The organism is Azospirillum sp. TSH100 (assembly GCF_004923295.1).
Taxonomy (GTDB): Bacteria; Pseudomonadota; Alphaproteobacteria; order Azospirillales; family Azospirillaceae; genus Azospirillum.
Genome location: NZ_CP039634.1, coordinates 2,550,319 through 2,573,229, shown reverse-complemented (window position 1 = coordinate 2,573,229; position 22,911 = coordinate 2,550,319). Strand labels below are relative to the sequence as shown.

20 protein-coding genes are annotated in these 22,911 nt (G+C 68.2%); 8 read left to right on the top strand and 12 right to left on the bottom strand.

The annotated features are described in order from the left end of the window. The first annotated feature begins 572 nt into the window (after window positions 1-572). The gene (locus E6C72_RS12170; protein WP_109086056.1) at window positions 573-1,670 is read left to right on the top strand and encodes a TRAP transporter substrate-binding protein; all 1,098 of its coding nucleotides are present in this window, start codon (window positions 573-575) and stop codon (window positions 1,668-1,670) included. A 46-nt stretch (window positions 1,671-1,716) separates the two neighbouring features. Here E6C72_RS12170 and E6C72_RS12165 read toward each other — a convergent pair whose 3' ends face one another. The 7 genes from E6C72_RS12165 to E6C72_RS12135 all read right to left on the bottom strand — a co-directional run bounded on the left by E6C72_RS12165 (window position 1,717) and on the right by E6C72_RS12135 (window position 8,985). Beyond that, window positions 1,717-2,526: an MBL fold metallo-hydrolase gene (locus E6C72_RS12165; protein ID WP_109086055.1), complete on the bottom strand. Its 810-nt coding sequence runs from the start codon at window positions 2,524-2,526 to the stop codon at window positions 1,717-1,719. Continuing rightward, window positions 2,523-3,317, bottom strand: a complete 795-nt coding sequence (locus tag E6C72_RS12160; RefSeq protein ID WP_109086054.1) for a TatD family hydrolase — start codon at window positions 3,315-3,317, stop codon at window positions 2,523-2,525. The genes E6C72_RS12165 and E6C72_RS12160 overlap by 4 nt, the downstream gene beginning before the upstream one ends. A gap of 9 nt (window positions 3,318-3,326) precedes the next feature. Beyond that, window positions 3,327-4,877: a methionine--tRNA ligase gene (gene metG / locus E6C72_RS12155; RefSeq protein WP_109086053.1), complete on the bottom strand. Its 1,551-nt coding sequence runs from the start codon at window positions 4,875-4,877 to the stop codon at window positions 3,327-3,329. 51 nt (window positions 4,878-4,928) lie between these two features. Next, the gene (locus tag E6C72_RS12150) at window positions 4,929-6,047 is read right to left on the bottom strand and encodes a DNA polymerase III subunit delta' (RefSeq protein ID WP_109086052.1); all 1,119 of its coding nucleotides are present in this window, start codon (window positions 6,045-6,047) and stop codon (window positions 4,929-4,931) included. Continuing rightward, the gene (tmk, locus tag E6C72_RS12145) at window positions 6,044-6,712 is read right to left on the bottom strand and encodes a dTMP kinase (protein WP_109086278.1); all 669 of its coding nucleotides are present in this window, start codon (window positions 6,710-6,712) and stop codon (window positions 6,044-6,046) included. Before tmk ends, E6C72_RS12150 begins: the two co-directional genes overlap by 4 nt. Window positions 6,713-6,723: 11 nt before the next feature. Further along, entirely contained in the window at window positions 6,724-7,914 is a 1,191-nt protein-coding gene (locus E6C72_RS12140) for a D-alanyl-D-alanine carboxypeptidase family protein (RefSeq protein ID WP_109086051.1), read from the bottom strand. Window positions 7,915-8,001: 87 nt separating this feature from the next. Beyond that, window positions 8,002-8,985, bottom strand: coding sequence for a septal ring lytic transglycosylase RlpA family protein (locus tag E6C72_RS12135; protein ID WP_109086050.1), 984 nt, complete (start codon window positions 8,983-8,985; stop codon window positions 8,002-8,004). 215 nt (window positions 8,986-9,200) lie between these two features. On the opposite strand from E6C72_RS12135, the gene E6C72_RS12130 reads away from it, so the two are divergent. Continuing rightward, window positions 9,201-9,500: a hypothetical protein gene (locus E6C72_RS12130; RefSeq protein ID WP_109086049.1), complete on the top strand. Its 300-nt coding sequence runs from the start codon at window positions 9,201-9,203 to the stop codon at window positions 9,498-9,500. A 9-nt stretch (window positions 9,501-9,509) separates the two neighbouring features. Here E6C72_RS12130 and E6C72_RS12125 read toward each other — a convergent pair whose 3' ends face one another. From E6C72_RS12125 to E6C72_RS12110, 4 genes are all read right to left on the bottom strand, one after another. Further along, complete coding sequence (locus E6C72_RS12125; RefSeq protein WP_109086277.1) at window positions 9,510-10,310, bottom strand: YdcF family protein; 801 nt, start codon at window positions 10,308-10,310, stop codon at window positions 9,510-9,512. A 120-nt stretch (window positions 10,311-10,430) separates the two neighbouring features. Continuing rightward, on the bottom strand, window positions 10,431-11,021 hold the full coding sequence (locus E6C72_RS12120) for a class I SAM-dependent methyltransferase (protein WP_109086048.1): 591 nt from the start codon (window positions 11,019-11,021) through the stop codon (window positions 10,431-10,433). Window positions 11,022-11,076: 55 nt separating this feature from the next. Further along, window positions 11,077-11,796 (bottom strand): exopolysaccharide biosynthesis protein, encoded by a 720-nt coding sequence (locus E6C72_RS12115; protein WP_247875728.1) that lies wholly within the window; start codon window positions 11,794-11,796, stop codon window positions 11,077-11,079. Further along, window positions 11,793-13,703: an ABC-F family ATP-binding cassette domain-containing protein gene (locus E6C72_RS12110; protein WP_109086047.1), complete on the bottom strand. Its 1,911-nt coding sequence runs from the start codon at window positions 13,701-13,703 to the stop codon at window positions 11,793-11,795. Before E6C72_RS12110 ends, E6C72_RS12115 begins: the two co-directional genes overlap by 4 nt. A gap of 290 nt (window positions 13,704-13,993) precedes the next feature. Here E6C72_RS12110 and betB point away from each other — a divergent pair, with 290 nt between their 5' ends. The 5 genes from betB (at window position 13,994) to E6C72_RS12085 (ending at window position 19,675) form a co-directional block, all read left to right on the top strand. Next, window positions 13,994-15,463: a betaine-aldehyde dehydrogenase gene (gene betB, locus E6C72_RS12105; RefSeq protein WP_109086046.1), complete on the top strand. Its 1,470-nt coding sequence runs from the start codon at window positions 13,994-13,996 to the stop codon at window positions 15,461-15,463. A gap of 95 nt (window positions 15,464-15,558) precedes the next feature. Next, window positions 15,559-17,271 (top strand): choline dehydrogenase, encoded by a 1,713-nt coding sequence (gene betA / locus E6C72_RS12100; protein WP_109086275.1) that lies wholly within the window; start codon window positions 15,559-15,561, stop codon window positions 17,269-17,271. A gap of 74 nt (window positions 17,272-17,345) precedes the next feature. Continuing rightward, window positions 17,346-18,353, top strand: coding sequence for a choline ABC transporter substrate-binding protein (locus tag E6C72_RS12095; protein WP_109086045.1), 1,008 nt, complete (start codon window positions 17,346-17,348; stop codon window positions 18,351-18,353). A 230-nt stretch (window positions 18,354-18,583) separates the two neighbouring features. Then, window positions 18,584-19,006, top strand: coding sequence for a nucleoside-diphosphate kinase (ndk, locus tag E6C72_RS12090; RefSeq protein WP_109086044.1), 423 nt, complete (start codon window positions 18,584-18,586; stop codon window positions 19,004-19,006). A 156-nt stretch (window positions 19,007-19,162) separates the two neighbouring features. Further along, window positions 19,163-19,675: a hypothetical protein gene (locus E6C72_RS12085; RefSeq protein WP_109086043.1), complete on the top strand. Its 513-nt coding sequence runs from the start codon at window positions 19,163-19,165 to the stop codon at window positions 19,673-19,675. Between the two features lie 36 nt (window positions 19,676-19,711). On the opposite strand, the gene E6C72_RS12080 is transcribed toward E6C72_RS12085, so the two are convergent. Then, complete coding sequence (locus E6C72_RS12080; RefSeq protein ID WP_109086042.1) at window positions 19,712-20,038, bottom strand: cupin domain-containing protein; 327 nt, start codon at window positions 20,036-20,038, stop codon at window positions 19,712-19,714. Window positions 20,039-20,282: 244 nt separating this feature from the next. Between E6C72_RS12080 and E6C72_RS12075 the strand changes: the two genes are divergently transcribed. Further along, a complete protein-coding gene (locus E6C72_RS12075; protein WP_247882053.1) occupies window positions 20,283-22,910 on the top strand; it encodes a response regulator in 2,628 nt (875 codons plus the stop codon). The last annotated feature ends 1 nt before the right edge of the window (window position 22,911 follow it).

The window sequence follows — 22,911 nt, the reverse complement described above, 5'->3', positions numbered from 1 at the left end:
TGCTCCGACCCATCGACACCCCAAGGCAGCCGGGTTCCCGGCCACGCCCGTTGCAAAAGATGGGGGCGCCGCCGCCTGAGTCGAGGATTTTGATGAGAAGGGGGCGGGAATGCCACCGGGCCGGTGGTCCGGCTGGTGGTTGAATGGAACCCGCGGCTTCGCGCCGCAGCGTTAAACCTCTGAAATACAGTCCTCAATTCCCGTTCGCGCTTGATCCCGACCATTTGCTTCCTGCATAATCCGGCCAGCAAAAGAAAGCTGGGGCGGATCGGCCGGAAGGCCGGCGGCAAACCCGGATGGACGGGAGGAAACGCACACCAACGTCGGGAGGCCGCGGGATCGGACGGGGGCGCTTTGCGCCGAGACCCGCCGGTCCGGCGGCTTCCCGCGGTGCGCTGTCCGGGTTGGTCGAGCGTGCATCCCACCCATTCCCGCTTTCCCCGCTCACCCGGTTTCGTCCGGTCCCGTGAGGGAATGGGCCTTGACGGGTGCGGCCCGGCTTAGCCCTTGGCAGGGTGTCCGCCGGCCCGGCGACAAGAACGCATAACGAGAATGGACAAGGGAGCTTCTGGATGAAACGTCGTGCATTTCTGACCTCCGCCGGCGTGGGCGTCGCCGCCAGCACGCTTGCCGCCCCCGCCATCGCCCAGTCCGCGCCCGAGATCAAGTGGCGCTGCGCCTCCAGCTTCCCCAAGAGCCTCGACACCATCTATGGCGGTGCGGAGTTCGTGGCGAAGCGCGTGGCCGAGCTGACGGACGGCAAGTTCCAGATCCGCGTCTTCGCGGCTGGCGAGATCGTTCCGGCTCTCCAGGTTCTGGACGCGGTCAAGGACGGCACGATCGAGTGCGGCCACACCGTCTCCTACTATTATGTCGGCAAGGATCCGACCTTCGCCTTCGACGCGGCCATGCCCTTCGGCCTGAACGCCCGCCAGCAGAACGCCTGGATGAGCCATGGCGGCGGCAAGGAGCTGATGGCGGAGTTCTTCGCCACCCACAACCTCGTCTCCATCGGCGCCGGCAACACCGGCACCCAGATGGGCGGCTGGTTCCGCAAGGAAATCAAGACCGTCGACGACCTGAAGGGTCTGAAGTTCCGCATCGGCGGCTATGCCGGCACCATCATGGCCAAGCTGGGCGTCGTTCCGCAGCAGATCGGTGGCGGCGACATCTATCCGGCGCTGGAAAAGGGCACCATCGACGGCGCCGAGTTCGTCGGCCCCTATGACGACGAGAAGCTCGGTTTCCAGAAGGTCGCCAAGTATTACTACTATCCGGGTTGGTGGGAAGGCGGGCCGCAGGTCTCCATGCTGTTCGGCAAGGAGAAGTTCGAGTCGCTGCCGCCGGCCTACAAGGCGGCGCTCCAGGCGGCCTGCGCCGACGCCACGCTGGACATGCTGGGCAAGTACGACGTCCAGAACATGACCGCGCTGAAGCGCCTGGTCGCCAGCGGCACCCAGCTGCGTCCCTTCCCGAACGAAGTGATGCAGGCCTGCTATCAGGCCGCCATCGAGGTCTACGAGGACGAAGCGGCGAAGAACGAGAAGTTCCGCAAGATCTACGACGCGTGGAAGAAGTTCCGCGAGGAGGAGTATCTGTGGTTCCGCGTCGCCGAATACAGCTTCGACCGCTTCGTCTACGCGGCCCCGCCGCTTGAGAAGAAGAAGTAGGATTTCCCGGAGAGGGGGTGGATTTCCGCCCCCTCCCTCGCTGATCCTAAACCTCGATCACCAGCCCATCGTAGGCCGGCTCGACCCCCTCCGGCAGAATCCGCCGCAGGCTGTCGTAGTCCATGGTGTTGTCCATGTGGGTCAGATAGGCCCGGCGCGGCTTCACCCGCTCGATCCACTCCAGCGTCAGCGCCAGATGCGCATGCACCGGATGCGGCGGCTCGATTCGACCGCAATCGACCATCCAGGTGTCGATCCCCGCCAGCGCGTCGAACGCCTGCTCGTCCAGCCGCACCACGTCGGTCGAATAGGCGAAGTTGCCGAACCGGTAGCCGACCGTCCGCATATAGCCGTGGTCCTGCTCGAACGGCGTGATCTCCAGCCCCTTCACGTTGAAGGGCCCGTCGATGCGGTGCGACTTCAGCACCGGCCGGTAGAAGGGGTAGCCGTCGGGCAGCGGATCGAAGCAGTAGGGAAAGCGCACCTCGATGTCGCGCAGATGCTCGTCCCAGCCATAGGCGTCGATCGGCGCATGCATCTGCCGGCAGATCTCGCGGACCTCGTCGATGCCGTGGCAATGGTCGGCATGCTGGTGCGTCCACAGCACGGCGTCCAGCCGTGCACAGCCGCTATCCAGCAGCTGCTGCCGCAGGTCGGGGGAGGTGTCGACCAGAACCGAAACCCCGCCGCTTTCCACCAGAACAGATGGACGCAGGCGGCGGTTCTTCGGGTTGGCGGGATCGCAGCGGCCCCATTGGCCGCCGGGCACCCCGGCGATCACCGGCACGCCGCGCGACCCGCCGCAGCCCAGCACGGTCACGCGAATCGCACCCGGTGAAACGCCGGCTTCGCTCATGCAGCGGCCTTGTCTTGGGCCGCCTTGTCGAACAGGCGGAAGAAGTTCTCGGTGGTGACGCGGGCCAGCTCCTCGGCCGACACCCCCTTCACCTCCGCCACGCAAGATGCGGTGTGGGCGACATAGGCCGGCTCGTTGCGCTTGCCGCGGAAGGGGATCGGCGCCAGATAGGGCGCGTCGGTCTCCACCAGGATGCGGTCGAGCGGTACGTCCTTCACGATGGCGCGGAGATCCTCCGACTTCTTGAAGGTGACGATCCCCGACAGCGACAGGGTGAAGCCGTACTCCACCGCCTCCTCCGCCAGCGCCCGGCCGGAGCTGAAGCAGTGCAGCAGCCCCTTCACCTGTTGACCGGCCGCTTCCTCCTTGACGATGCGCATGGTGTCGTCGTCGGCGTCGCGGGTGTGGATGATCAGCGGCAGGCCGGTCTCCAGGCTGGCGCGGATGTGCCGGCGGAAGCACTCCTGCTGCTGGTCGCGCGGGCTCTTGTCATAGAAGTAGTCGAGCCCGGTCTCGCCCAGCCCGATCACCTTGGGATGGCGCGACAGTTCCACCAGCTTGTCCACGGTGGTGATGGCGAACTCCTCCGCCGCCTGATGGGGATGGACCCCCACCGTGCAGAGGATGTCGTCATAGCGTTCCGCCACCGCGAGGATGCGGTCGAAGCGGCTGATATAGGTGCAGATGGTGACCATCCGCCCGATGCCGGCCTGCCGGGCGCGGTCGACGACCGCGTCCAGCTCCTCGGCGAAATCGGGAAAGTCGAGATGGCAATGGCTGTCGACGAGCATCAGGGGAACTCAGTCCTTCGGTTCTTCGACGTAGCGCGGGAAGACGCCCTGCGGCGTCGGCAGCGGCGTGCCGGCCACCAGCGCCCCCGACGGACCCAGCGTGCCGAAGCCGCGCGCATCCGGCCCCAGCGCCAGCAGGTCGAGGATCCGGGCGGAGGCGTCCGGCATCACCGGCTGGGTCAGGATCGCCAGATGGCGGATCGTCTCGGCCAGCACATACAGAACGGTGGCCATGCGCGCCGGGTCGGTCTTCTTCAGCGCCCACGGGGCCTGTTCGTCGACATAGCGGTTGGCGTCGCCGACCACGGCCCAGATGGCGTCCAGCGCCTTGTGGAAGGCCTGCGCCCTGATCTCCGCCCGTACCACGTCGAGCAGGCCGTAGGCCGGGCCGAGCAGGGCGTTGTCCGCTTCGGTGAATTCGCCCGGCGTCGGCACGGCGGCGCCGCAGTTCTTGCCGATCATCGACAGGACGCGCTGCACCAGATTGCCGTAATCGTTGGCGAGGTTGCCGTTGATCCGGTTGACCATCTGCTTGTGCGAGAAGTCGCCGTCATTGCCGAACGGCACTTCGCGCAGCAGGAAATAGCGGGTCTGGTCGAGGCCGTAGGTGTTGACCAGCGTCTCCGGGGCGATGACGTTGCCGAGAGACTTCGACATCTTCTGGCCTTCGATCGTCCACCAGCCATGGGCGAACACACGGCGGGGCGGCTGCAGGCCGGCGGCCATCAGGAAGGCCGGCCAGTAGACGGCGTGGAAGCGCAGGATGTCCTTGCCGACCATGTGCAGGTCGGCCGGCCAATACTTGGCATAGTCGCCGGTGGTGTCGGGATAGCCGACGGCGGTGATGTAGTTCGCCAGCGCGTCGAGCCAGACATACATGATGTGGGCGTCGTCGCCCGGCACCGGGATGCCCCACTTGAAGGTGGTGCGGCTGACCGACAAATCCTTCAGGCCCGACTTGACGAAGGACATCACCTCGTTGCGCTTGCCGGCCGGGGCGATGAAGTCGGGGTTCTGCTCATAGAACTCGATCAGCCGGTCCTGCCAGGCCGAGAGCTTGAAGAAGTAGGACGGCTCCTCGACCCACTCGCACTCGGCACCGGTCGGGGCGATCTTCTTGCCCTCGCCGTTGGTGGTCAGCTCGTCCTCGCCATAGAAGGCTTCGTCGCGAACCGAATACCAGCCGGCGTAGGATCCGAGGTAAATCTCGCCCTTGTCCTTCAGCACCGTCCACAGCGCCTGCACCGACTTGACGTGGCGCGGCTCGGTGGTGCGGATGAAGTCGTCGTTGGAATAGTTCATCAGCGAGACGAGATCGCGGAAGTTCTGCGACACCCGGTCGGTAAATTCCTGCGGCGCGATTCCGGCCTTCTCCGCCGACTTCTCAACCTTCTGGCCGTGCTCGTCGGTGCCGGTCAGGAACTTCACGTCATAGCCGTCGAGGCGCATGAACCGGGCGAGGACGTCGCAGGCAAGCGTCGTGTACGCGTGGCCGATGTGCGGCACGTCGTTCACGTAATAGATCGGCGTCGTCAGGTAGAAGGTCTTCGGCCCGGCCATTTGCGGCACTTTCTTTCAAGTCAGGGTCAACCGGCAGGTTCTGAAATAACGCTAGGCGGCTGCCGTTTCCAGCGCCGACAGGGCGTTCAGGACCACCTGCTTGCGGTCCAGGTTTGCGGATTCCGCGCGCGCGAAAAGACGCTGAACCTTTTCCCACACCTCCACCCAACGTTCAAGACCGCGGGCGTTGGCCAACCGGGTCATCAGGGCGGCCTCGCCCGGCACCACCTCCGCCGGCCAGGAGCCGCGGGCGAGCGAGCGGGCGAAGCGGGCGAGCCACCAGACCAGCAGCTCGGTCGCCGTCTCGAACATCCCGTCGTCCTGTTTGCGGGTCAGCTTGTCGCCGAAGGCGTGCGCCGCGACGATGTCGATGCGCGGCAGGTCGGACAGCAGCCCGATCATCTCACGGTAGAGCGCCAGACCGCCGGCATCGGCCAGATCGATGGCGCGGCCGACGCTGCCCTCCGACAGCCGGGCCAGCGCCGGGCGGTCGTCGGCGGCGATGTCGGGCCGGTGCTGCCCCAGCAGGTCGATCACCGTGTCCTCCGCCAGCGGCTTCAGCGTCAGCTTGCGGCAGCGCGAGCGGATGGTCGGCAGCATGCCGCCGGGATTGTCGCTGACCAGCAGCAGCAGGGCGCCGGGCGGCGGCTCCTCCAGGATCTTCAGGATGGCGTTCAGGCCGCTCAGGTTCATGCGGTCGGCGCCGTCGATCACCGCGACGCGCCAGCCGCCTTCCGCCGAGGTGCGGCGCAGGAAGGGGCCGATCCTGCGCACGTCATCGACGGCGATGTCGCGCTTCAGCCGGCCCTTCTTCTCGTCGCGCTGGCGTTCGATGGTCAGCAGGTCGGCATGGCCGCCCGACGCCACCCGGCGGAACACCGGATGGTCGGGGCCGATGTGCAGCGACGTGACCGGAGCCGCTCCACCGAACAGGCTGTCGCCCGGCGGGTCCTGCGCCAGGACGAAGCGGGCGAAGCGGAAGGCCAGCGTCGCCTTGCCGATCCCCGGCGTGCCGCCGATCAGCCAGGCATGCGGCAACCGGCCGGAGTTCCAGGCCTCCAGCAGCAGCCGTTCCGCCTCCTCATGCCCGACGAGGTCGGGATTGCGCCTGGGTGCCAGCGCTTCTTCCGTGGCGGGAACCGCCGGGGCAGGGGGGCGCGCCTTGCTCACGACGCCTGACCCGGGGCCAGTTCCAGCCGGCCGGCAACGGCGTCCCGGATGCGCGCCTGCACGGTATCGAGGTCGGCGTCGGCATCCACCACCGCGCAGCGCTCCGGTTCCCGCCGGGCGATGTCGAGGAAGCCGTCGCGCAGCCGCTGGTGAAAGCCGATGTCCATCCGCTCATAGCGGTCCTCACCGCCATGACGCGACGCGGCACGGCGCAGGCCCATCTTCACGTCGATGTCGAGGATCAGCGTCAGGTCGGGCCGGAACTCGCCCAGCGCCGCCCGTTGCAAGGTCTCCACCAACTCGCGCCCCAGCCCCAGCCCGTAGCCCTGATAGGCCATGGTGCTGTCGAAGAAGCGGTCGCACAGCACCCACTTTCCCTCTTCCAGCGCCGGCCACACCGTGCGTTCCAGATGGTCGCGGCGGGCGGCGGTGTGCAGCAGCGCTTCCGTCACCGGGCTCCAGCGGCCGGTCTCGCCGGTCACCAGCAGGCCGCGGATTTCCTCGGCTCCCGGCGACCCGCCCGGCTCGCGCGTCGTCTCCACCTTGATGCCGCGGGCACGCAGGGACTCGGCCAGACGGCGCAGCTGCGTCGATTTGCCGGCCCCTTCGCCGCCTTCCAGCGTGATGAAGCGGCCACGAGCGGCAGGGGCGGAGGCGGTCGGCATCGTCGTCACGGTCACAGGCTGTTGCCGAAGACGAGATACTTGGCGGCGGCGAAGGCGCGGCCGACGAAGCCGGCCTTCGGCACGTCCTGCGCAGCCACCACCGGCACCTCCTTGCCCGGGAAGCCGGGGGCGGAGATCACCAGCTTGCCGACGGTGTCGCCTTTCTTGATCGGCGCGGCGACCGGGGCGCTGCTGACCAGCGACACCTTCATGCCCGGGCGGTCGGCACGGGCCATCGTGACGCTCAGGTTCTGCGGCACGGTGACCGGAACCATGTCCTGCTCGCCCAACCACACCGGCACCTGCTCGATCGTCTCGCCGCCCCTGTAGAGGGTGTAGGAGGCGAATTCGCGGAAGCCCCATTCGATCAGCCGCGCCGATTCGTCGGCGCGCGCCTGCATGCTGGGCAGGCCGTTGACCACCAGCAGCAGCCGGCGCCCCTCGCGCTCGCCCGATGCGGTCAGGCCGTAACCGCCGGCGTCGGTGTGGCCGGTCTTAAGCCCGTCGACGTTCATGTTGCGGTAGAGCAGCGGGTTGCGGTTGCCCTGGGTGATGCCGTGATACTTGAACTCCCGGATCGAATCGTACTTGTAGAATTCGGGGAAGTCCTTGATCAGCCGTTCCGCCAGGATCGCCAGATCGCGGGCGGTCATGTAGTGGTTGGGGTCGGGCCAACCGGTCGCATTGGCGAAGTTGCTGTTCTTCAGCCCCAACTCCTTCGCGCGCTTGGTGGCCTGTTCGGCGAAGGACTGCTCCGACCCGGCCAGCCCCTCTGCCAGCACGATGCAGGCGTCGTTGCCGGACTGGACGATCATGCCCTTCAGCAGGTCATCGACCTTGATGTTGTTGTGAAGCTCCACGAACATCTTGGAGCCCTGCATCCGCCAGGCCCGTTCGCTGACCGGCAGGGTGCTCTCCAGCGTCAGGCGGCCGCCCTTGATCGCCTCGAACACCATGTAGGCGGTCATGATCTTGCTCATCGACGAGGGCGCCATCCGCTCGTCGGCATTCTTCTCGAACAGCACGGTGTCGGAAGTCAGATCGACCAGGATTGCCTGCTTGGCGATGGTGTCGAGGGTCGCGGCCTGGACCGGGACCGAGGTGAAGCCGGCGCCAATCGTGGCCCCGGCCATCGCGATTCCGGCCGCAACAGCAACGGAACGGCCGAAAACGGCGCAGAGACGGACGGCAACAGCGTTCATGGCAACAATCCTCCAAGGGCACTCGGTACAGGCATTGGGTCACTGGCGCTCGGGAAGAGCGGTCGCGGTAGAAGTCGGGTGGCCGGATCAATCCACCACGATTTTGGCCTCCGTAAGGCCGGCCTGGATGATCTGGTTCAGCAGGCTGTCGGCACGGTCGACGCTGTCCAGCGGTCCGACGCGGACGCGGTGCAGGGTCATGCCGGCCGACCTCGTCTGGCTGACGCTGGCGCGCTGGCCGATGGAGGACAGGCGGGCGCGGGCCTTCGCCACATTCTCCTCGCTGCCGAAGGCGCCGACCTGCACATAGATGGCCTCCTGCGCCTTCACCGGCAATTGCGCCACCACCGGTGCGGGCACGAAGCGGCCTTCCGCCATGCTGCCGGCGACGGTGGTCGGCGGCGGGATCGGGGTGCCGACCACCGCCGGGCGGGCGGCGCCGGTGGAGGGAGCAACGGCAGCCGCCAGCGTCGTCGCCGGTCCCGATGGTCCGCTCACCTCGATGCGGCCGCGCGGCGCGGCCTTCGGCGGCGGGCCGTCGATCTCGGCCAGCATCGGGGCGGGCGTGCCCTGGCGCGCGGCGGCGGCGATGGCGCGGCTTTCCTCCGCCAGGATCTGCACGCGCACCTTGGCGGTGCCGGGACCGTCGAAGCCCAGCAGCTGGGCGCCGCGGCGCGACATGTCGATGATGCGGCCGTTGGCGTAGGGGCCGCGGTCGTTGACGCGCACCACGATCGACCGGCCGTTGTCCAGGTTGGTGACCCGCACCAGACTCGGCATCGGCAGGGTCTTGTGCGCGGCGGTCAGCTCGTTCTGGTCGTAGATTTCGCCGTTGGCGGTGTTCTTCTCATGGAAGCCGGGGCCGTACCACGAGGCGATGCCCGTCTCGTCGTAGCTGTAGTCTTCCTTGGGATAATACCAGACGCCGTTGATCTGATAGGGCTTTCCCACCTTGTAGATGCCGCTGGTCGGCAGGCCCGAGCCGGTGCCTGCGGGCTTCTGCGCACAGGCGGCGAGCGTTGCCACGCCGACCAGCACGACGACCCTGCTCACCCCGCGCCAGCGACGCATCCGACAATTTCCTTCTTTCCCGACCCGGCCCCACCACCGGGGCGGCGGCACTCTAGCGGGTTGCCATCGCCGCGCCAATGCCTCGAACGCGGCGGCAGCGGATCGGGTCGAAAAGGTCACGGTACGCGCCCCGGCGACCGCCTTCGCCCATGGGTGCCATCCTGCTAAGCTCACGTCCGGACTGGCGGGCAGACCGCAGACGACAGGACCGATCCATGGATCAGACGCAGGACAGAATCCCGGTCGTCATCGCCAGCATAGCCTGGATCGGGCTCGCCATTCCCGGCCTCTTCTTCGCCATGGTCGGCTTCCTCGGCATCGGCTTCAGCAACGGCGGCGCCGACGCGGTGATGCTTGGCGGGTTCCTGATTTTGTTTCCGGTCCTGGCGGTCGGATCGGTCATCGCCTGCTGGCTTCTCCGTGCCGCCGGCCGGCATCAGGCGGCCCGGATCGCCATCGTCATCCCGGCCTTTCCCGCCCTCGTCGAGATCGCGCTGATGATCAAGATGATGTGACGTCCGGCATCAGGGAGCCGGGAAGAGGCTGTCGGTGCGGCCCATCAGCCGATAGGCGGTCAGCCCGATCCACTCCCGCACCGCATCGTCCAGGATCACCAGATTCTGCCCGAACTCGAAGCGCAGCCAGGGCGTGGCGTCGTGCCTGGTGCGGTAATCGACGGGGTAGGGGATCACCTCCCACCCGATGGAGCGGAAGATGCCGACCGACCGCGGCATGTGCATCGCCGAAGTGACGAGGATCCAGCGTTCGCCCGGTTGCGGCTTGACCATTCCCTTGCTGAAGACGGCGTTCTCCCAGGTGTTGCGGGATTCGGCCTCGTAGAGCACGCGGTCGGCGGGGATACCGGCCTGGGCCAGGGCGGCGCGGGCGGTGATATCCTCCTTCAGATCCGGCGCCAGCAGCCGGCCCGACCCGCCGGTGAAGACGGCCTTGGCCTCCGGATGGCGGCGGACGAGATCGGCGAAGCCCAGGATCCGCTCGGCCGCCTCGTTCAGCGAGGGATCGCCGCGGTCGACGGTGATCGGCGGATTGACGGCGCCGCCCAGCATGATGATGCCGTCGATCCGCCCTTCCGGCTCCACCCGCGGGAAGCGGTTCTCCAGCGGCACGGCGACCAGCGCGCCCAGCCCGGTGTACATGATCAGCAGAAGCAGAACCGCCGCCAGCGTGACCAGCCGCCGCCCGGCGCGCTGCCAGCGCCGCGTCCGCCACAGCAGTGCGCCCAGCGCCACCGCGAGGACCAGCGCGTTGCCGGGCGCGAAGATACCCCATAGCAGCTTCGACAGGACGAAGGACAAGACCGGCATGCTCACGATGGTGGACGGGAAGGGCGGAGCATAAGCGGGGCGGTCCGGGCGGAGCAATGGCGCTCCCTCTCCCGCCCCAAATCCCCCTCTCCCCTGGGGGGAGAGGGGACTTCAGGCGTTCTACCCCCGCCAATATCCCCACACCGATGCCGGCGGCAGATTTCGCAGCGTGAAGCCCAACCGCTCGCCGCTCAGCCCCAGCGCTTCGCGGTTCAGCGGCGAGTGCGGCATGAAGCTGTAGAGCAGGAAGCGCCCGCCCGGCCGCAGGATGCGGAAGGTGGCGTCCAGCACCTCGCGCTGGAACTCCAGCGGGAAGGTGATCATCGGGATGCCGATCACCACGGTGCCGACCTTGCCGCACAGTGTCTCGCCCAGCAGCCCCGGCGCCTTGCGGCAGTCGTCGACGATCACGGTGACGTCCGGGCAGCGCGCGCGCAGGTGGCGGGCGAGGTCCTGGTCGATCTCGAAGCTGTAGAGCCGGTCGGCTGGAATGCCGGCCTCCAGCATCGCCTTGGTGATCGGCCCGGTGCCGCCGCCGAACTCCACCACCACCTCGTCCGCCTCGCGGCGGATCTCGCGGGTGATCCTCCGGCGCAGGGCGGGGGAGGATGGGGCGATGGAGCCCATCGCCCGGGGGTCCGCCAGCCAGCGGCGGAAGAACAGCCAGGATTCGGAAAGCGGGGCGGGTGCAGCGTCGGTATATTCGGTCACTGGCGGAGCCTCCCTGGATCGGGCCAGCCCTCGCCGAGGGTTCCGGCGGCTGCCCCTATTGCAGAGTTGCTGCCAGAAGTTGATGACCTGCGTATGACAGGCTGCTCGCCACCAGCGTCAAAAACACCAGCGCCGCCGCGGTCAGCCCCAGTCCGATGCCGATGGCGCCGCCGTCGCGCTCGATCAGCCCCAGCGAGATCAGCACCAGCGCGAAGCCCGGCAGCCAGCCGGTCAGCGGCAGCGGCACGATGCAGGTCAGCGTCAGGATGAACAGCAGCAGTCCGAACCAGCGTTCCTGGTCGATGCGGGCGAGGCGGTGCAGGCGCGGCTTCAGCATGCGCTCGATCCACACCAGCCGCGGCATGGCGGCGTCCAGCGTGCGGGCCGCCAGCCGGGTGCCGATGGAGCGCCGCAGCAGCCAGTCCGGCAGTCCCGCCCCGCGCCGGCCGAAGGCGAGCTGGGCGGTGTAGAGCACGATCGGCAGGTCGAACAGGCAGGACACGCCGAGCGGCACCGGCGCGATGGTCGGCAGCGACAGGGCCAGCAGGATGGTACCCAGCGACCGGTCGCCCAGCGCCCGGATCAGGTCGCCCAGCGTGACCCGGCCGGACGGCAGGTTGGCGCGGAAGCGGGCCAGCACGTCGGACGTGCGTTCCTCCTCCGCCGCGTCGCAGGGAACGGGCAGGGCGATGGTCCCGTCATGCTCCATTTCCGCCCGCTCCATCTCCGCCTGACCGTTGGCGCCGGAGCTGTCGATGTGCCGGCGGGCGTTCAAACGCCGGCCTCCGCCGCGGCGCTCTCGTAGAGTTCGAGTGCCTCCAGCCAGGTTTCCTCGGCGGTCGCCAGCTTCTTCTCCACCGTGCCCAGGTCGATCTGCAGCTTGGTCAGCTTGTCCGACGGGCCGGTGTAGAGCGCCGGGTCGGCCATCTTCGCCTCGATCTTGCGCTTCTCCTCGCTCAGCTTGGTCACCAGCGCCTCGGCGTCGGTCGCCTTGCGCTTCAGCGGGGCGAGAGCGGTGCGCGCCTCGGCGGCGGCCCGGCGCTGGTCCTTCTTGTTCGGCCCGGCGTCACGCTCGGTACCGCCCTTGGCGCCATCGTTTTTTGCTGCCGCCCGTTCCGCCTTGGCGCGGTCGAGCAGATAGCGGCGGTAGTCGTCCAGATCGCCGTCATAGGCCTGCACCGTGCCGTCGGCGACCAGCAGCAGCCGGTCCACCGTCATTTCGATCAGGTGGGGATCGTGGCTGATGATGATGACCGCGCCGGGAAAGTCGTTGATCGCCTCGATCAGGGCTTCGCGGCTGTCGATGTCCAGATGGTTGGTCGGTTCGTCGAGCATCAGGATGTGCGGGACTTCCCGGCTCATCAGCGCCAGCAGCAGCCGGGCCTTCTCGCCGCCCGACAGGCTGGCGATCTTGGTCTCCGCCTTGACCTGGGGGAAGCCGAAGCGGCCGAGATGGGCGCGCACCTTCTCCTCCAGCGCCAGCGGCATGATGCGCTGGGTCTGCTGGATCGGCGTCAGCGACAGGTCCAGTTCCTCGGATTGGTGCTGGGCGAAATAGCCGATGCGCAGCTTGGACGGCCGCCGCATCTCGCCGGCCATCGGCTGCAAGCGGTTGGCCAGCAGCTTGACCAGCGTCGACTTGCCGTTGCCGTTGGCGCCCAGCAGGCCGATGCGGTCCTCCATGTCGATGCGCAGGTTGACGCGCCGCAGGATCACCTTGTCGCCATAGCCGATGCTGACCCCTTCCAGCGCGATCAGCGGCGGCGGCAGCTCGTCCGGATGCGGGAAGTTGAAGACGACCTCCGGATCGTCCTCCATCAGCGTGATCGACTCCATCTTCTCCAGCAGCTTCAGGCGGCTCTGCGCCTGACGGGCCTTGCTGGCCTTGAAGCGGAAGCGGTCGACATAGGCCATCATGTGCTTGCGCCGCGCGTCCTGCTTGGCCGCCATCGAGGCCAGCCGTTCCTGGTTGGCGCGACGCTGCGCCAGGAACTGGTCGTAATTGCCGCTGTAGGTGACGAGCTTGCCCTGGTCGATGTGGATCGTCGTCGTCGGCACCGCGTTCAGCAGCTCGCGGTCGTGGCTGACCAGCAGGATGGTGTGCGGGTAGTTCTTCAGATAGCCCTCGAGCCAGATGGTCGCCTCGAGGTCGAGATGGTTGGTCGGCTCGTCCAGCAGCAGCAGGTCGGGGCGGGAGAACAGCACGCCGGCCAGCGCGACGCGCATGCGCCAGCCGCCGGAGAAATCCGAGCAGGGCCGCTGTTGCGCTTCGGCATCGAAACCCAGGCCCGACAGCACCTGTGCGGCGCGCGACGGGGCGGAATGCGCCTCGATGTCGGCGAGGCGGGCATGGATTTCGCCGATGCGCATCGGATCGGTCGCCGTCTCGGCCTCCGCCAGCAGGGCGGTACGTTCGGTGTCGGCGGCCAGCACGGCGTCGATCAGCGTGGTCGGGCCGCTGGGGGCCTCCTGCGCCACCATGCCCATCCGCATGCCGGCCGGCAGGGTGACGGCGCCGGCATCGGTCTGCAGCTGGCCCGCGATCAGCTTTAGCAGGGTCGATTTCCCGGTGCCGTTGCGTCCGACCAGCGCCACGCGGTGCCCCTTGGGCACGACGGCGGTCGCATGGTCGAACAACACTCGGCCGCCGAAGCGGAAGGTCAGGTCATTGATGTGCAGCATAGCGCGGAGGATGTAGCACGCGGGGGCGCCGATTTGAAGCGGGGCAGGGTGGATGGCCCGCGAATGGCACGGCTTTGTCCCGCGCGGGACCGCCAGAATGCCGCTGGAATGCCGCCATTGCGGCCGGCCATAGCCCGCCCGGTTTGTTTGAACACGACCATTTCGGAGAATGGAACCGCCACGCCGCTTTTTTTAATTGAACGACCAATCAATAAAAATGAAGCTGGGTCACTGAAGCGAAATTGCTGAACTCCAATCCACTCGGAACCCGGAATCTAGGGAGAGGGGACATGACGCGGTTCGGACGGCAGGCCCATTACATCAACGGTCGTCCCGCTGAAGGCGAGGGGGCGGAGCGCTTCGCCACCGTCAATCCGGCGACCGGCGAAACGCTGGCCGAGGTCGCGCAGGCGACATCCGCCGATGTGGACCGCGCCGTCGACAGCGCCCGCGCCGGACAGGCGGTGTGGGCGGCGATGACGGCGATGGAGCGGTCGCGGGTGCTGCGCCGGGCAGTATCGCTGCTGCGCGAGCGCAACGACGCCCTGGCGGAAATCGAAACGCTCGACACCGGCAAGCCGCTGAGCGAGACGCGCGCGGTCGACATCGCCACCGGCGCCGACGTGCTGGAATATTACGCCGGCCTCGCGCCCGCGCTGGAAGGCCGCCAGATCCCGCTGCGCCCGACCTCCTTCGTCTACACCCGGCGCGAGCCGCTGGGGGTGGTGGCCGGGATCGGCGCCTGGAACTACCCGATCCAGATCGCGCTGTGGAAATCGGCTCCGGCGCTGGCCGCCGGCAACGCCATGATCTTCAAGCCGAGCGAGGTGACGCCGCTGACCGCCCTGCATCTGGCGGCGATCTACAGCGAGGCCGGGCTGCCCGACGGCGTGTTCAACGTCGTCCAGGGCGACGGCCGGGTCGGCGCCATGCTCGCCGCCCATCCCGGCATCGAGAAGCTGTCCTTCACCGGCGGGGTGGAGACCGGCAAGCGGGTGATGGCGGCGGCCGGCGGCTCGACGCTGAAGGACGTGACGATGGAGCTGGGCGGGAAATCGCCGCTGATCGTTTTTGCCGATGCCGACCTCGACCGCGCCGCCGACATCGCCATGATGGCGAACTTCTACAGCTCGGGTCAGGTCTGCACCAACGGCACCCGCGTCTTCGTCCACCGCAGCATCGCGGCGGCCTTCGAGGAGCGTCTGCTGACCCGCGTGCGCCGCATCCGCATGGGCGATCCGCTCGATCCCGACACCAATTTCGGTCCGCTCGCCAGCTTCCCCCACCGCGACAAGGTGCTGCGTTGCATCGAGGCCGGCAAGGCGGAGGGGGCGCGGCTGCTGGCCGGCGGCGGCGTGCCGGAGGGGGCCGCCTTCGCGCGCGGCGCCTATGTCGAGCCGACCGTCTTCACCGATTGCCATGACGGCATGTCCATCGTGCGCGAAGAGATCTTCGGCCCGGTCCTGTCGATCTTGACCTTCGACGACGAGGAGGAGGTCGTGACCCGCGCCAACGCCACCAGCTACGGCCTCGCCGCCGGGCTGGTCACCGACGATCTGGCCCGCGCTCACCGGGTGATCCACCGGCTGGAAGCCGGCATCTGCTGGATCAACGCCTGGGGTGAATCGCCGCCGGAGATGCCGGTCGGCGGCTACAAGCAGTCGGGCATCGGCCGCGAAAACGGGGTCGAGACACTCGACCACTATACCCGCCTCAAGTCGGTCCAGGTCGAGTTGGGCCCCTACGCCTCGGTGTTCTGAGTCCGTCTTTCAGGGAAGCCCGCTTTTCAAAGAAGGGGTGTTCGATGTCGAATCAACCGACCTCCGGTGCCGCTGCGCCGGAGAACGGCACCGCCATGCCTTCCATCGCCCAGGCGGTTCGCGAGTATGACTACATCATCGTCGGCGCCGGCTCGGCGGGCAACGTGCTGGCCTGCCGCCTGACCGAGGATGCCGGCGTCAGTGTCCTGCTGCTGGAGGCCGGTGGACCCGACCACCGGCTGGACTACCGCACCCAGATGCCGGCGGCGCTGGCCTTCCCGCTCCAGGGCCGCCGCTACAACTGGGCCTACGAGACCGAACCCGAACCGCACATGGACAACCGCCGGATGGAGTGCGGGCGCGGCAAGGGTCTGGGCGGCTCGTCGCTCATCAACGGCATGTGCTACATCCGCGGCAATGCGCTGGACTATGACGGCTGGGCCGAGTTGCCGGGTCTGGAGGACTGGAGCTATCTCGACTGCCTGCCCTATTTCCGCAAGTCCGAGACGCGCGACGCCGGCGCCAACGCCTATCACGGCGGCGACGGCCCGCTGTTCGTCACCACCGCCAAGCCGGGCGTCAATCCGCTCTACGAGGCGATGGTGGAGGCGGGGGCGCAGGCCGGCTATGGCCGCACCGACGATCTGAACGGCTACCGCCAGGAGGGCTTCGGCCCGATGGACCGCACGGTGACGGCGCGGGGGCGGCGGTGCAGCACCGCCCGAGGCTATCTCGACCGGGCGCGGGAGCGGCCGGGGCTGACCATCGCCACCCATGCGCTGACCGACCGCATCCTGTTCGACGGGCGCCGCGCCGTCGGCGTCGCCTATCTGCGCAACGGCACGCCGGTGACGGCGCGGGCGCGGCGGGAGGTGCTGCTGTGCGCCGGGGCCATCGCCTCGCCGGCGATCCTGCAACGGTCGGGGGTGGGACCGTCGCCGCTGCTGCGCGAACTGGGGGTGGAGACGGTGATCGACCTGCCGGGGATCGGCGGCGATCTCCAGGACCATCTGGAGATGTACATCCAGTATCACTGCCGCGAGCCGGTCTCGCTCTATCCCGCGCTGAAATGGTGGAACCAGCCGGCGATCGGCGCCGAATGGCTGTTCCTGGGCACCGGCATCGGCGCCAGCAACCAGTTCGAGGCCGGCGGCTTCATCCGAACCGGCGACGACGTGCCCTGGCCCAACATCCAGTATCACTTCCTTCCCGTCGCCATCAGCTACAACGGCACCAACGCGGTGGAGGCGCACGGCTTCCAGGCCCATGTCGGCTCGATGCGATCGCCCAGCAAGGGGCGCGTCCATGCCCGCTCGCGCGATCCGGGACAGGCGCCGAGCATCCTGTTCAACTACATGGCCGATCCGCAGGATTGGCAGGAGTTCCGCGCCGGCATCCGCATCACCCGCGACATCATGCGCCAGCGCGCCTTGGCCCCCTACCGCGGGGAAGAGATCAGCCCCGGCGCACACTGCGTCACCGACGCCGACCTCGACGCCTTCGTCCGGCACCACGCCGAGACCGCCTACCACCCCTGTGGCACCTGCCGGATGGGGACCGACGACGGCGCCGTGGTCGACGGCCAGGGCCGCGTGCATGGTCTGGAGGGGTTGCGCGTCATCGACGCCTCGATCATGCCGCGCATCATCACCGGCAATCTGAACGCGCCCACCATCATGATGGCGGAGAAGCTGGCCGACGCGGTGCGCGGCCGTCCGCCGCTGCCGCGCGCCGACGTCCCCTATTACGTCGCCGACGCGGCCCTGACGCAGAAGGAGATGCAGAAGGACCAGCGGCGGCGGGCCTGAGATCCGAGCGTCCAGACCCGCTCCCCCGCACAGCGGGAACGACAACGACAACCACAAGCAAGGAGAACAGGGACATGGCCAAGACATTCGGGAAATTCTCTGCCGGTAAATTCTCCGTCGCCAAAATCTCCACCCTCGCCGTCGGCCTGATGCTGGCGGTCGGGACCGCCGCCATGCCGGCGGGGACGGCGCAGGCCGCCGATCCGGCATCCTGCAAGGCGGTGCGGTTCGGCGACGTGGGGTGGACCGACATCGCGGCGACGACGGCGCTCGCCTCCGTCACGCTGGAGGCGCTGGGCTACAAGCCGACCACCAGCGTCTCGTCGGTGCCGGTCGTCTATCTCGGGTTGAAGACCAAGTCGCTGGACGTGTTCCTGGGCAACTGGATGCCCACCATGGAGACCTTCATCAAGCCGGTGCTGGAGGACGGCTCGGTCGAGGTGACGCGCGTCAACCTGGAGGGCGCCAAATACACGCTGGCCGTTCCCACCTACGCCGCCGAGGCGGGGCTGAAGAGCTTCAAGGATCTGGCGAAGTTCAAGGACAAGCTGGACGGCAAGATCTACGGCATCGAGGCCGGCAACGACGGCAATCTGATCATCGAGAAGATGCTGAAGGCCGACGCCTTCGGGCTGAAGGACTTCAAGATGGTGGAGTCCAGCGAGGCCGGCATGCTGGCCGAGGTCAAGCGTGCGGTCCGCGCCAAGAAGTGGATCGCCTTCCTCGGCTGGGCGCCGCATCCGATGAACAAGACGATGGACATCACCTATCTGGCCGACGGCGACGACTGGTTCGGCCCGAATTTCGGCGGCGCCACCGTCAGCACCAACGTGCGCAAGGGCTACGCCGCCGAATGCCCGAACATCGGCAGGTTCCTGTCCAATCTGGTCTTCACCGTGGACATGGAGAATTCGGTGATGGACGGCATCATGAACGGTGGCCGCAAGCCGGAAGCGGTTGCGGCCGACTGGCTGAAGAAGAATCCCGCCGTCCTGAAGACGTGGCTTTCCGGCGTCACCACGCTGGACGGCAAGGATGGTCTTGCCGCCGCGCAGGCCAAGCTGGGCGCGGCCAAGTCATGACCTGACACCCCTTTCCAAGCAGCCTCCTCGACTCCGGCCGCGGCGGGATGCCGTCACGGCCGGATTTTTTTGGAGCGCCCCCTTTCGCAGAGGCCGGCCCGCCCCAACGAACGCCTTGCCGCGCCGCGAAAGCGCCTCTATAAAGCCGCCCATCCGGCGCCCCGGTCTTCCGGCGGCGCCTGCGTGTTTTTCAATTGGCGAAAAGCCCCATTCCCGCAGGAGTCACCACCATGGCCGTCGAACGGACCCTCTCGATCATCAAGCCCGATGCCACCCGCCGCAACCTGACCGGCAAGATCAACGCCAAGTTCGAAGACGGCGGCCTGCGCATCGTTGCCCAGAAGCGCGTCCAGCTGTCGAAGGCCCAGGCCGAGCAGTTCTACGGCGTGCACCGCGAGCGTCCGTTCTTCAACGATCTGGTCTCCTTCATGATCTCCGGCCCGGTGGTCCTGCAGGTTCTGGAAGGCGAGAACGCCATCGCCCGCAACCGCGAGATCATGGGCGCCACCAACCCGGCCAACGCCGCCGAGGGCACCATCCGCAAGGAGTTCGCCGAGTCGATCGAGGCCAACTCGGTCCACGGTTCGGATGCCGCGGAGACCGCCGCCCAGGAGATCGCCTTCTTCTTCGCCGGCATCGAGCTGGTGGGCTGATCCCGCAGGCTTGACCTTCCGTCAGGCCTGCCGAAAGGGCCGCCCCCGCGAGGGGGCGGCCCTTTTTGCGTTTTGCGTCGGGGTCTGGCAGTATCGGGAACCGTGAACCTTTTGCCCCGCAGATGCCGGGGTCGATCCCGACAGGAGTTGCCCGCGATGGAATCCCAATCCGCAAAGCCGATCATCGCGGCGCTGCTGCAACCGCTGCCGGTGCTGACCCAGCCCCAGGCCCGCAACGACCTGTCCGACGAATCCGTGGTGCGGCTGCTGGTCCGCCAGTTCATCGACCTCAGCCTGGACGCCTTCAACCAGGTGCTCCAGGGCAAGCTGGACCAGGACGAGGCGGTCGACGCCATCAACCGTCAGGCCACCGCGCTCAACTCCGTCTTCCTCGGCACCAGCGGCTTCGAGACCGTCGTCACCCACCCCTGGAACTCGCCGGAGCAGCTCGGCGCCTTCCTGAAGGACGTGGTCGCGCTGGAGTATCCGGAAGACGACTGCGTCCGCGCCATGCTGATCCATCTGGCGACCCAGCTGATGCATGCCCTGCGCCTGCCCGACGAGGACCGCAACGAGGAGGTGGAGGCGCTGACGCTGGATGCCGCCGACCTGCTGCTGGGCCGTGCCCCGGAAGACGACGGCGAGATCGACATCGACATCGACGTCTGAAAGCCCCTCCCGGAGGCGGGAGAGGGCCGGCGTCAATCATCCCGCCGGGTTCAGGTTCACCTCGATCAGCACCGTATCCTCGACGAAATCGGCGCTGTGCCAGGCGCCGGGGTCGAAACGGATGACCATGCCCGGCCGCAGGTCCACCGGGCCCGCTTCGCAGGTCAGCAGGGCGCGGCCCTCCACGACGATGACGAACTGTTCGTGAGGATGGTCGTGGCGCGGGGCCGACGTGCCGGCCTTGATGATGATGTGCTTCAGCGACGCGCCCGTGCCGGGAAAGCCGCGCCGCTCGACCCCGTCGGTGGCCTGGGCCGGAAGGTCGCTCCAGGTGATCACGTCGGCTTTCTTGTCGGCGGACATGGCAGGATCCTTATCTGATCACGAACGGGCATTGCGGAAAACGGGCGCCAACCGGTTCTTACGTGCGCCGGCAGGATCCGGATCTGCCGGCGCACGCGGCCGCCGCTTCAGGCTGTCGCACCTGTGCGAAAGCTTAGCTACTAAACCTACTGTTAACGCCTGACCGCCTAAGACGGGACGTCCCGGTGCTGATGGCGCCGGACGATCACCCCTTCCGGCACCCTTTTGGACCGACGGAGGCCCTGTGGGCGTTGCAGGCACCGACCGACCGCTTCGCACCACGGGTGCTGCTGCGGCCGCCGCCGCGGGCACCATGGCGGGTGCCGCTCAACCGCTGTCGGGGCGCTCCCGCCTCTCCGCTTCGCTCCCAGGCCTTCTCGCCGGACTGACCGGCATCGGCACCCTTGCGGGGCTGTTCTCAACCGGGCAGGCCGGCTGGCCGGTCGCCGGCGCGCTGGCCGCCGCCTCCGGCCTCGCCCTGTGGAGCGCCCGGCGCGCCGGGACCGCCGCCGGCGCGCTGGCCCGCTCCGACGCCGCCCTGCGGCAGGCGCAGGACGAGCTGGAGGGGGTGAGCGTCCGCTCCCGCGACTTCGCCGCCGTGACGCCCGGCTGGTTCTGGGAAACCGGGTCGGACCACCGTTACCTGTCGCTGTCCGGCGGGTTGACCACCCTGCTGGGCTGCGATCCGCGGACGGTGTTCGGCGATTCGCTTCTCGATCTCGGGCTGCTGGTCGCCGACGAGGCGACCTGGGCCGAATACCGCGCCGACATCGAGGCCGGCCGGCCCTTCCAGGAACTGGAGGTGAGCTTTGCGGGGGTGGACGGCCGCGACCTCGTGCTGCGGCTCAACGCCGTGCCGGTGCGCGGTTCCGACGGCCGCTTCCGCGGCTATCGCGGCTGCGGAGTCGACGCCACCGCCGAGACGCTGGCCCTGGTGGAGGCGCGCTTCATGCAGGCGGTGGTGCATGACGCCATCGACAGCGTGTCGGAAGGCTTCGTGCTGTTCAGCGCCGATGGGCAGCTGCTGATCTGCAACGAGCAGTACCGCCGCGCCTATCCCACCATCGCCGACATGCTGACCCCCGGCCGCAGCTTCGCGGAAATCCTGCGCGCCGCCGCCGAGCGCGGCGGCTACGAGGGGGAGGGCGACATCGGCGCCTGGGTGGAGCAGCGGCTGACCCGCCATCTCCAGCATTCCGCCCCGGTCGACGGCCGGCTGTCCGACGGGCGTTGGTACCGCATCAGCGAGCATGCCACCGGCACCGGCGGCGTGGTGAAGATCCTGATGGACATCACCGAGCTGAAGACGCGGGAGGAGGAGCTGGCCGGCCAGACCGCCCGGCTGGAGCAGACGGTCGGCGCCCTGCGCGAGAGCGAGCTGCGCTACCGCCAGCTGGTGGAGCTGGCTCCTTACGGCATCGTCATCTGGGACCGTTCCGCCATCCGTTTCGCCAATGGCGCCGCCGCTGCGATCCTGGGGGTGGCGGCCGACGCGCTGGAAGGTCGGCCGCTTGCCGGATTCCTGGAGGACGGCGGGGCGGGTGGCGAGGCGCTGGCCACAACGCTCGCCGCGGCTGCCGACGGCGAGGAGCGCCGGCTGGAATGCGATGCCCTGCGTCCGACCGGCGAGCGCCGCCGGCTGGAGGTCGCCGCCAGCCCGGCCGTCTATGCCGGCGGGCCGGCGGCTTTGCTGGTGCTGAACGACATCACCGACCGCCGCCGGGTGGAAGGCGAGCTTCAGCGCGCCCAGAAGATGGAGGCGGTGGGCCGCATGGCCGGCGGCATCGCCCATGAATTCAACAACATGCTGACCGCCATCGGCGGCTTCGCCCATCTGGCGGCGCGCAATCCGGCCGATCCCGAGCGTGTGCTGACCTGTGTGCAGGAGATCGCCAAGGCGTCCGAACGGGCGGCGGCGCTGACCGGCCAGCTTCTGGATTTCTCCCACCGCCGCGTCACCGACGAGCGCGAGGTGGTGGCCGTCGCTCCGCTGGTGCGTGACCTGCGCGTCTTCCTGAAACCGCTGCTCAGCGCCGGCATCGACGTGGCGATCCGGGCCGACGACGACACCGCCCATGCGCTCGTCAATCCGGTGACGCTGAATCAGGCCCTGCTGAACCTCGCGTTGAACGGGCGCGACGCCATGCCCGATGGCGGTACCCTGACCATCTCCCTGACGGCGGAGACCCCGGACGGCGCCTTCTTCGCCCGCCATGGCGGACTGAAACCGGGCCGTTATGTCGTGATCCGTGTCGCGGACCAGGGACCGGGCGTGCCGGCCGGGATCCGTGACCGCATCTGGGAACCGTTCTTCACCACCAAGGAGCCGGGCAAGGGCACCGGGCTCGGCCTGTGGATGGTCTACGGTACGGCGCAGCAGTCGGGCGGTGCGGTCGAACTGGAGGGGGAGGAGGGCCATGGCGCCACCTTCGCGCTCTATCTGCCCGCCGTTGAACCGCCTTCCGCGCCGGCCCGGCTCGATCCCCTGACCGTCGCGGAAGGGGAGTCGGCGGTCATCCTGCTGGTCGATGACGAGGAGTCGGTCCGCCGTTATCTCCGCCTCGTTCTGGAGGAGGCCGGCTGCACGGTGGTGGAGGCATCCGACGGGCAGGAGGCGCTGGAACGCTACGACGAGGCCGGCGGCCTGTTCGACGCGGTGGTCAGCGACGTGTCGATGCCGCGCATGAACGGGCTGGAGCTGGCCCGCGCGCTGGAGACCCGCAACCGGTTTCTGCCCATCCTGTTCCTTACCGGCTACGCCTCGCGAGAGACGGCGGCCGGGCTGACGGCGCAGGAGGGGCGGCAGATCGTGATGAAGCCGGTGGCGCCGGACCAGCTGCTGAGCGCGCTCCGCGACCTGCTGGCGGTGTGAG

Bases quoted from the DNA above. Each gene is read 5' to 3' on its own strand.
- E6C72_RS12135 (WP_109086050.1), bottom strand. From the start codon at position 8,985: ATGCGTCGCTGGCGCGGGGTGAGCAGGGTCGTCGTGCTGGTCGGCGTG.
- E6C72_RS12140 (WP_109086051.1), bottom strand. From the start codon at position 7,914: ATGAACGCTGTTGCCGTCCGTCTCTGCGCCGTTTTCGGCCGTTCCGTT.
- metG (WP_109086053.1), bottom strand. From the start codon at position 4,877: ATGGCCGGGCCGAAGACCTTCTACCTGACGACGCCGATCTATTACGTG.
- E6C72_RS12130 (WP_109086049.1), top strand. From the start codon at position 9,201: ATGGATCAGACGCAGGACAGAATCCCGGTCGTCATCGCCAGCATAGCC.
- E6C72_RS12125 (WP_109086277.1), bottom strand. From the start codon at position 10,310: ATGCCGGTCTTGTCCTTCGTCCTGTCGAAGCTGCTATGGGGTATCTTC.
- E6C72_RS12160 (WP_109086054.1), bottom strand. From the start codon at position 3,317: ATGCTCGTCGACAGCCATTGCCATCTCGACTTTCCCGATTTCGCCGAG.
- E6C72_RS12170 (WP_109086056.1), top strand. From the start codon at position 573: ATGAAACGTCGTGCATTTCTGACCTCCGCCGGCGTGGGCGTCGCCGCC.
- E6C72_RS12085 (WP_109086043.1), top strand. From the start codon at position 19,163: ATGGAATCCCAATCCGCAAAGCCGATCATCGCGGCGCTGCTGCAACCG.
- ndk (WP_109086044.1), top strand. From the start codon at position 18,584: ATGGCCGTCGAACGGACCCTCTCGATCATCAAGCCCGATGCCACCCGC.
- E6C72_RS12095 (WP_109086045.1), top strand. From the start codon at position 17,346: ATGGCCAAGACATTCGGGAAATTCTCTGCCGGTAAATTCTCCGTCGCC.
- tmk (WP_109086278.1), bottom strand. From the start codon at position 6,712: ATGCCGACCGCCTCCGCCCCTGCCGCTCGTGGCCGCTTCATCACGCTG.
- E6C72_RS12110 (WP_109086047.1), bottom strand. From the start codon at position 13,703: ATGCTGCACATCAATGACCTGACCTTCCGCTTCGGCGGCCGAGTGTTG.
- betB (WP_109086046.1), top strand. From the start codon at position 13,994: ATGACGCGGTTCGGACGGCAGGCCCATTACATCAACGGTCGTCCCGCT.
- E6C72_RS12165 (WP_109086055.1), bottom strand. From the start codon at position 2,526: ATGAGCGAAGCCGGCGTTTCACCGGGTGCGATTCGCGTGACCGTGCTG.
- E6C72_RS12080 (WP_109086042.1), bottom strand. From the start codon at position 20,038: ATGTCCGCCGACAAGAAAGCCGACGTGATCACCTGGAGCGACCTTCCG.
- betA (WP_109086275.1), top strand. From the start codon at position 15,559: ATGCCTTCCATCGCCCAGGCGGTTCGCGAGTATGACTACATCATCGTC.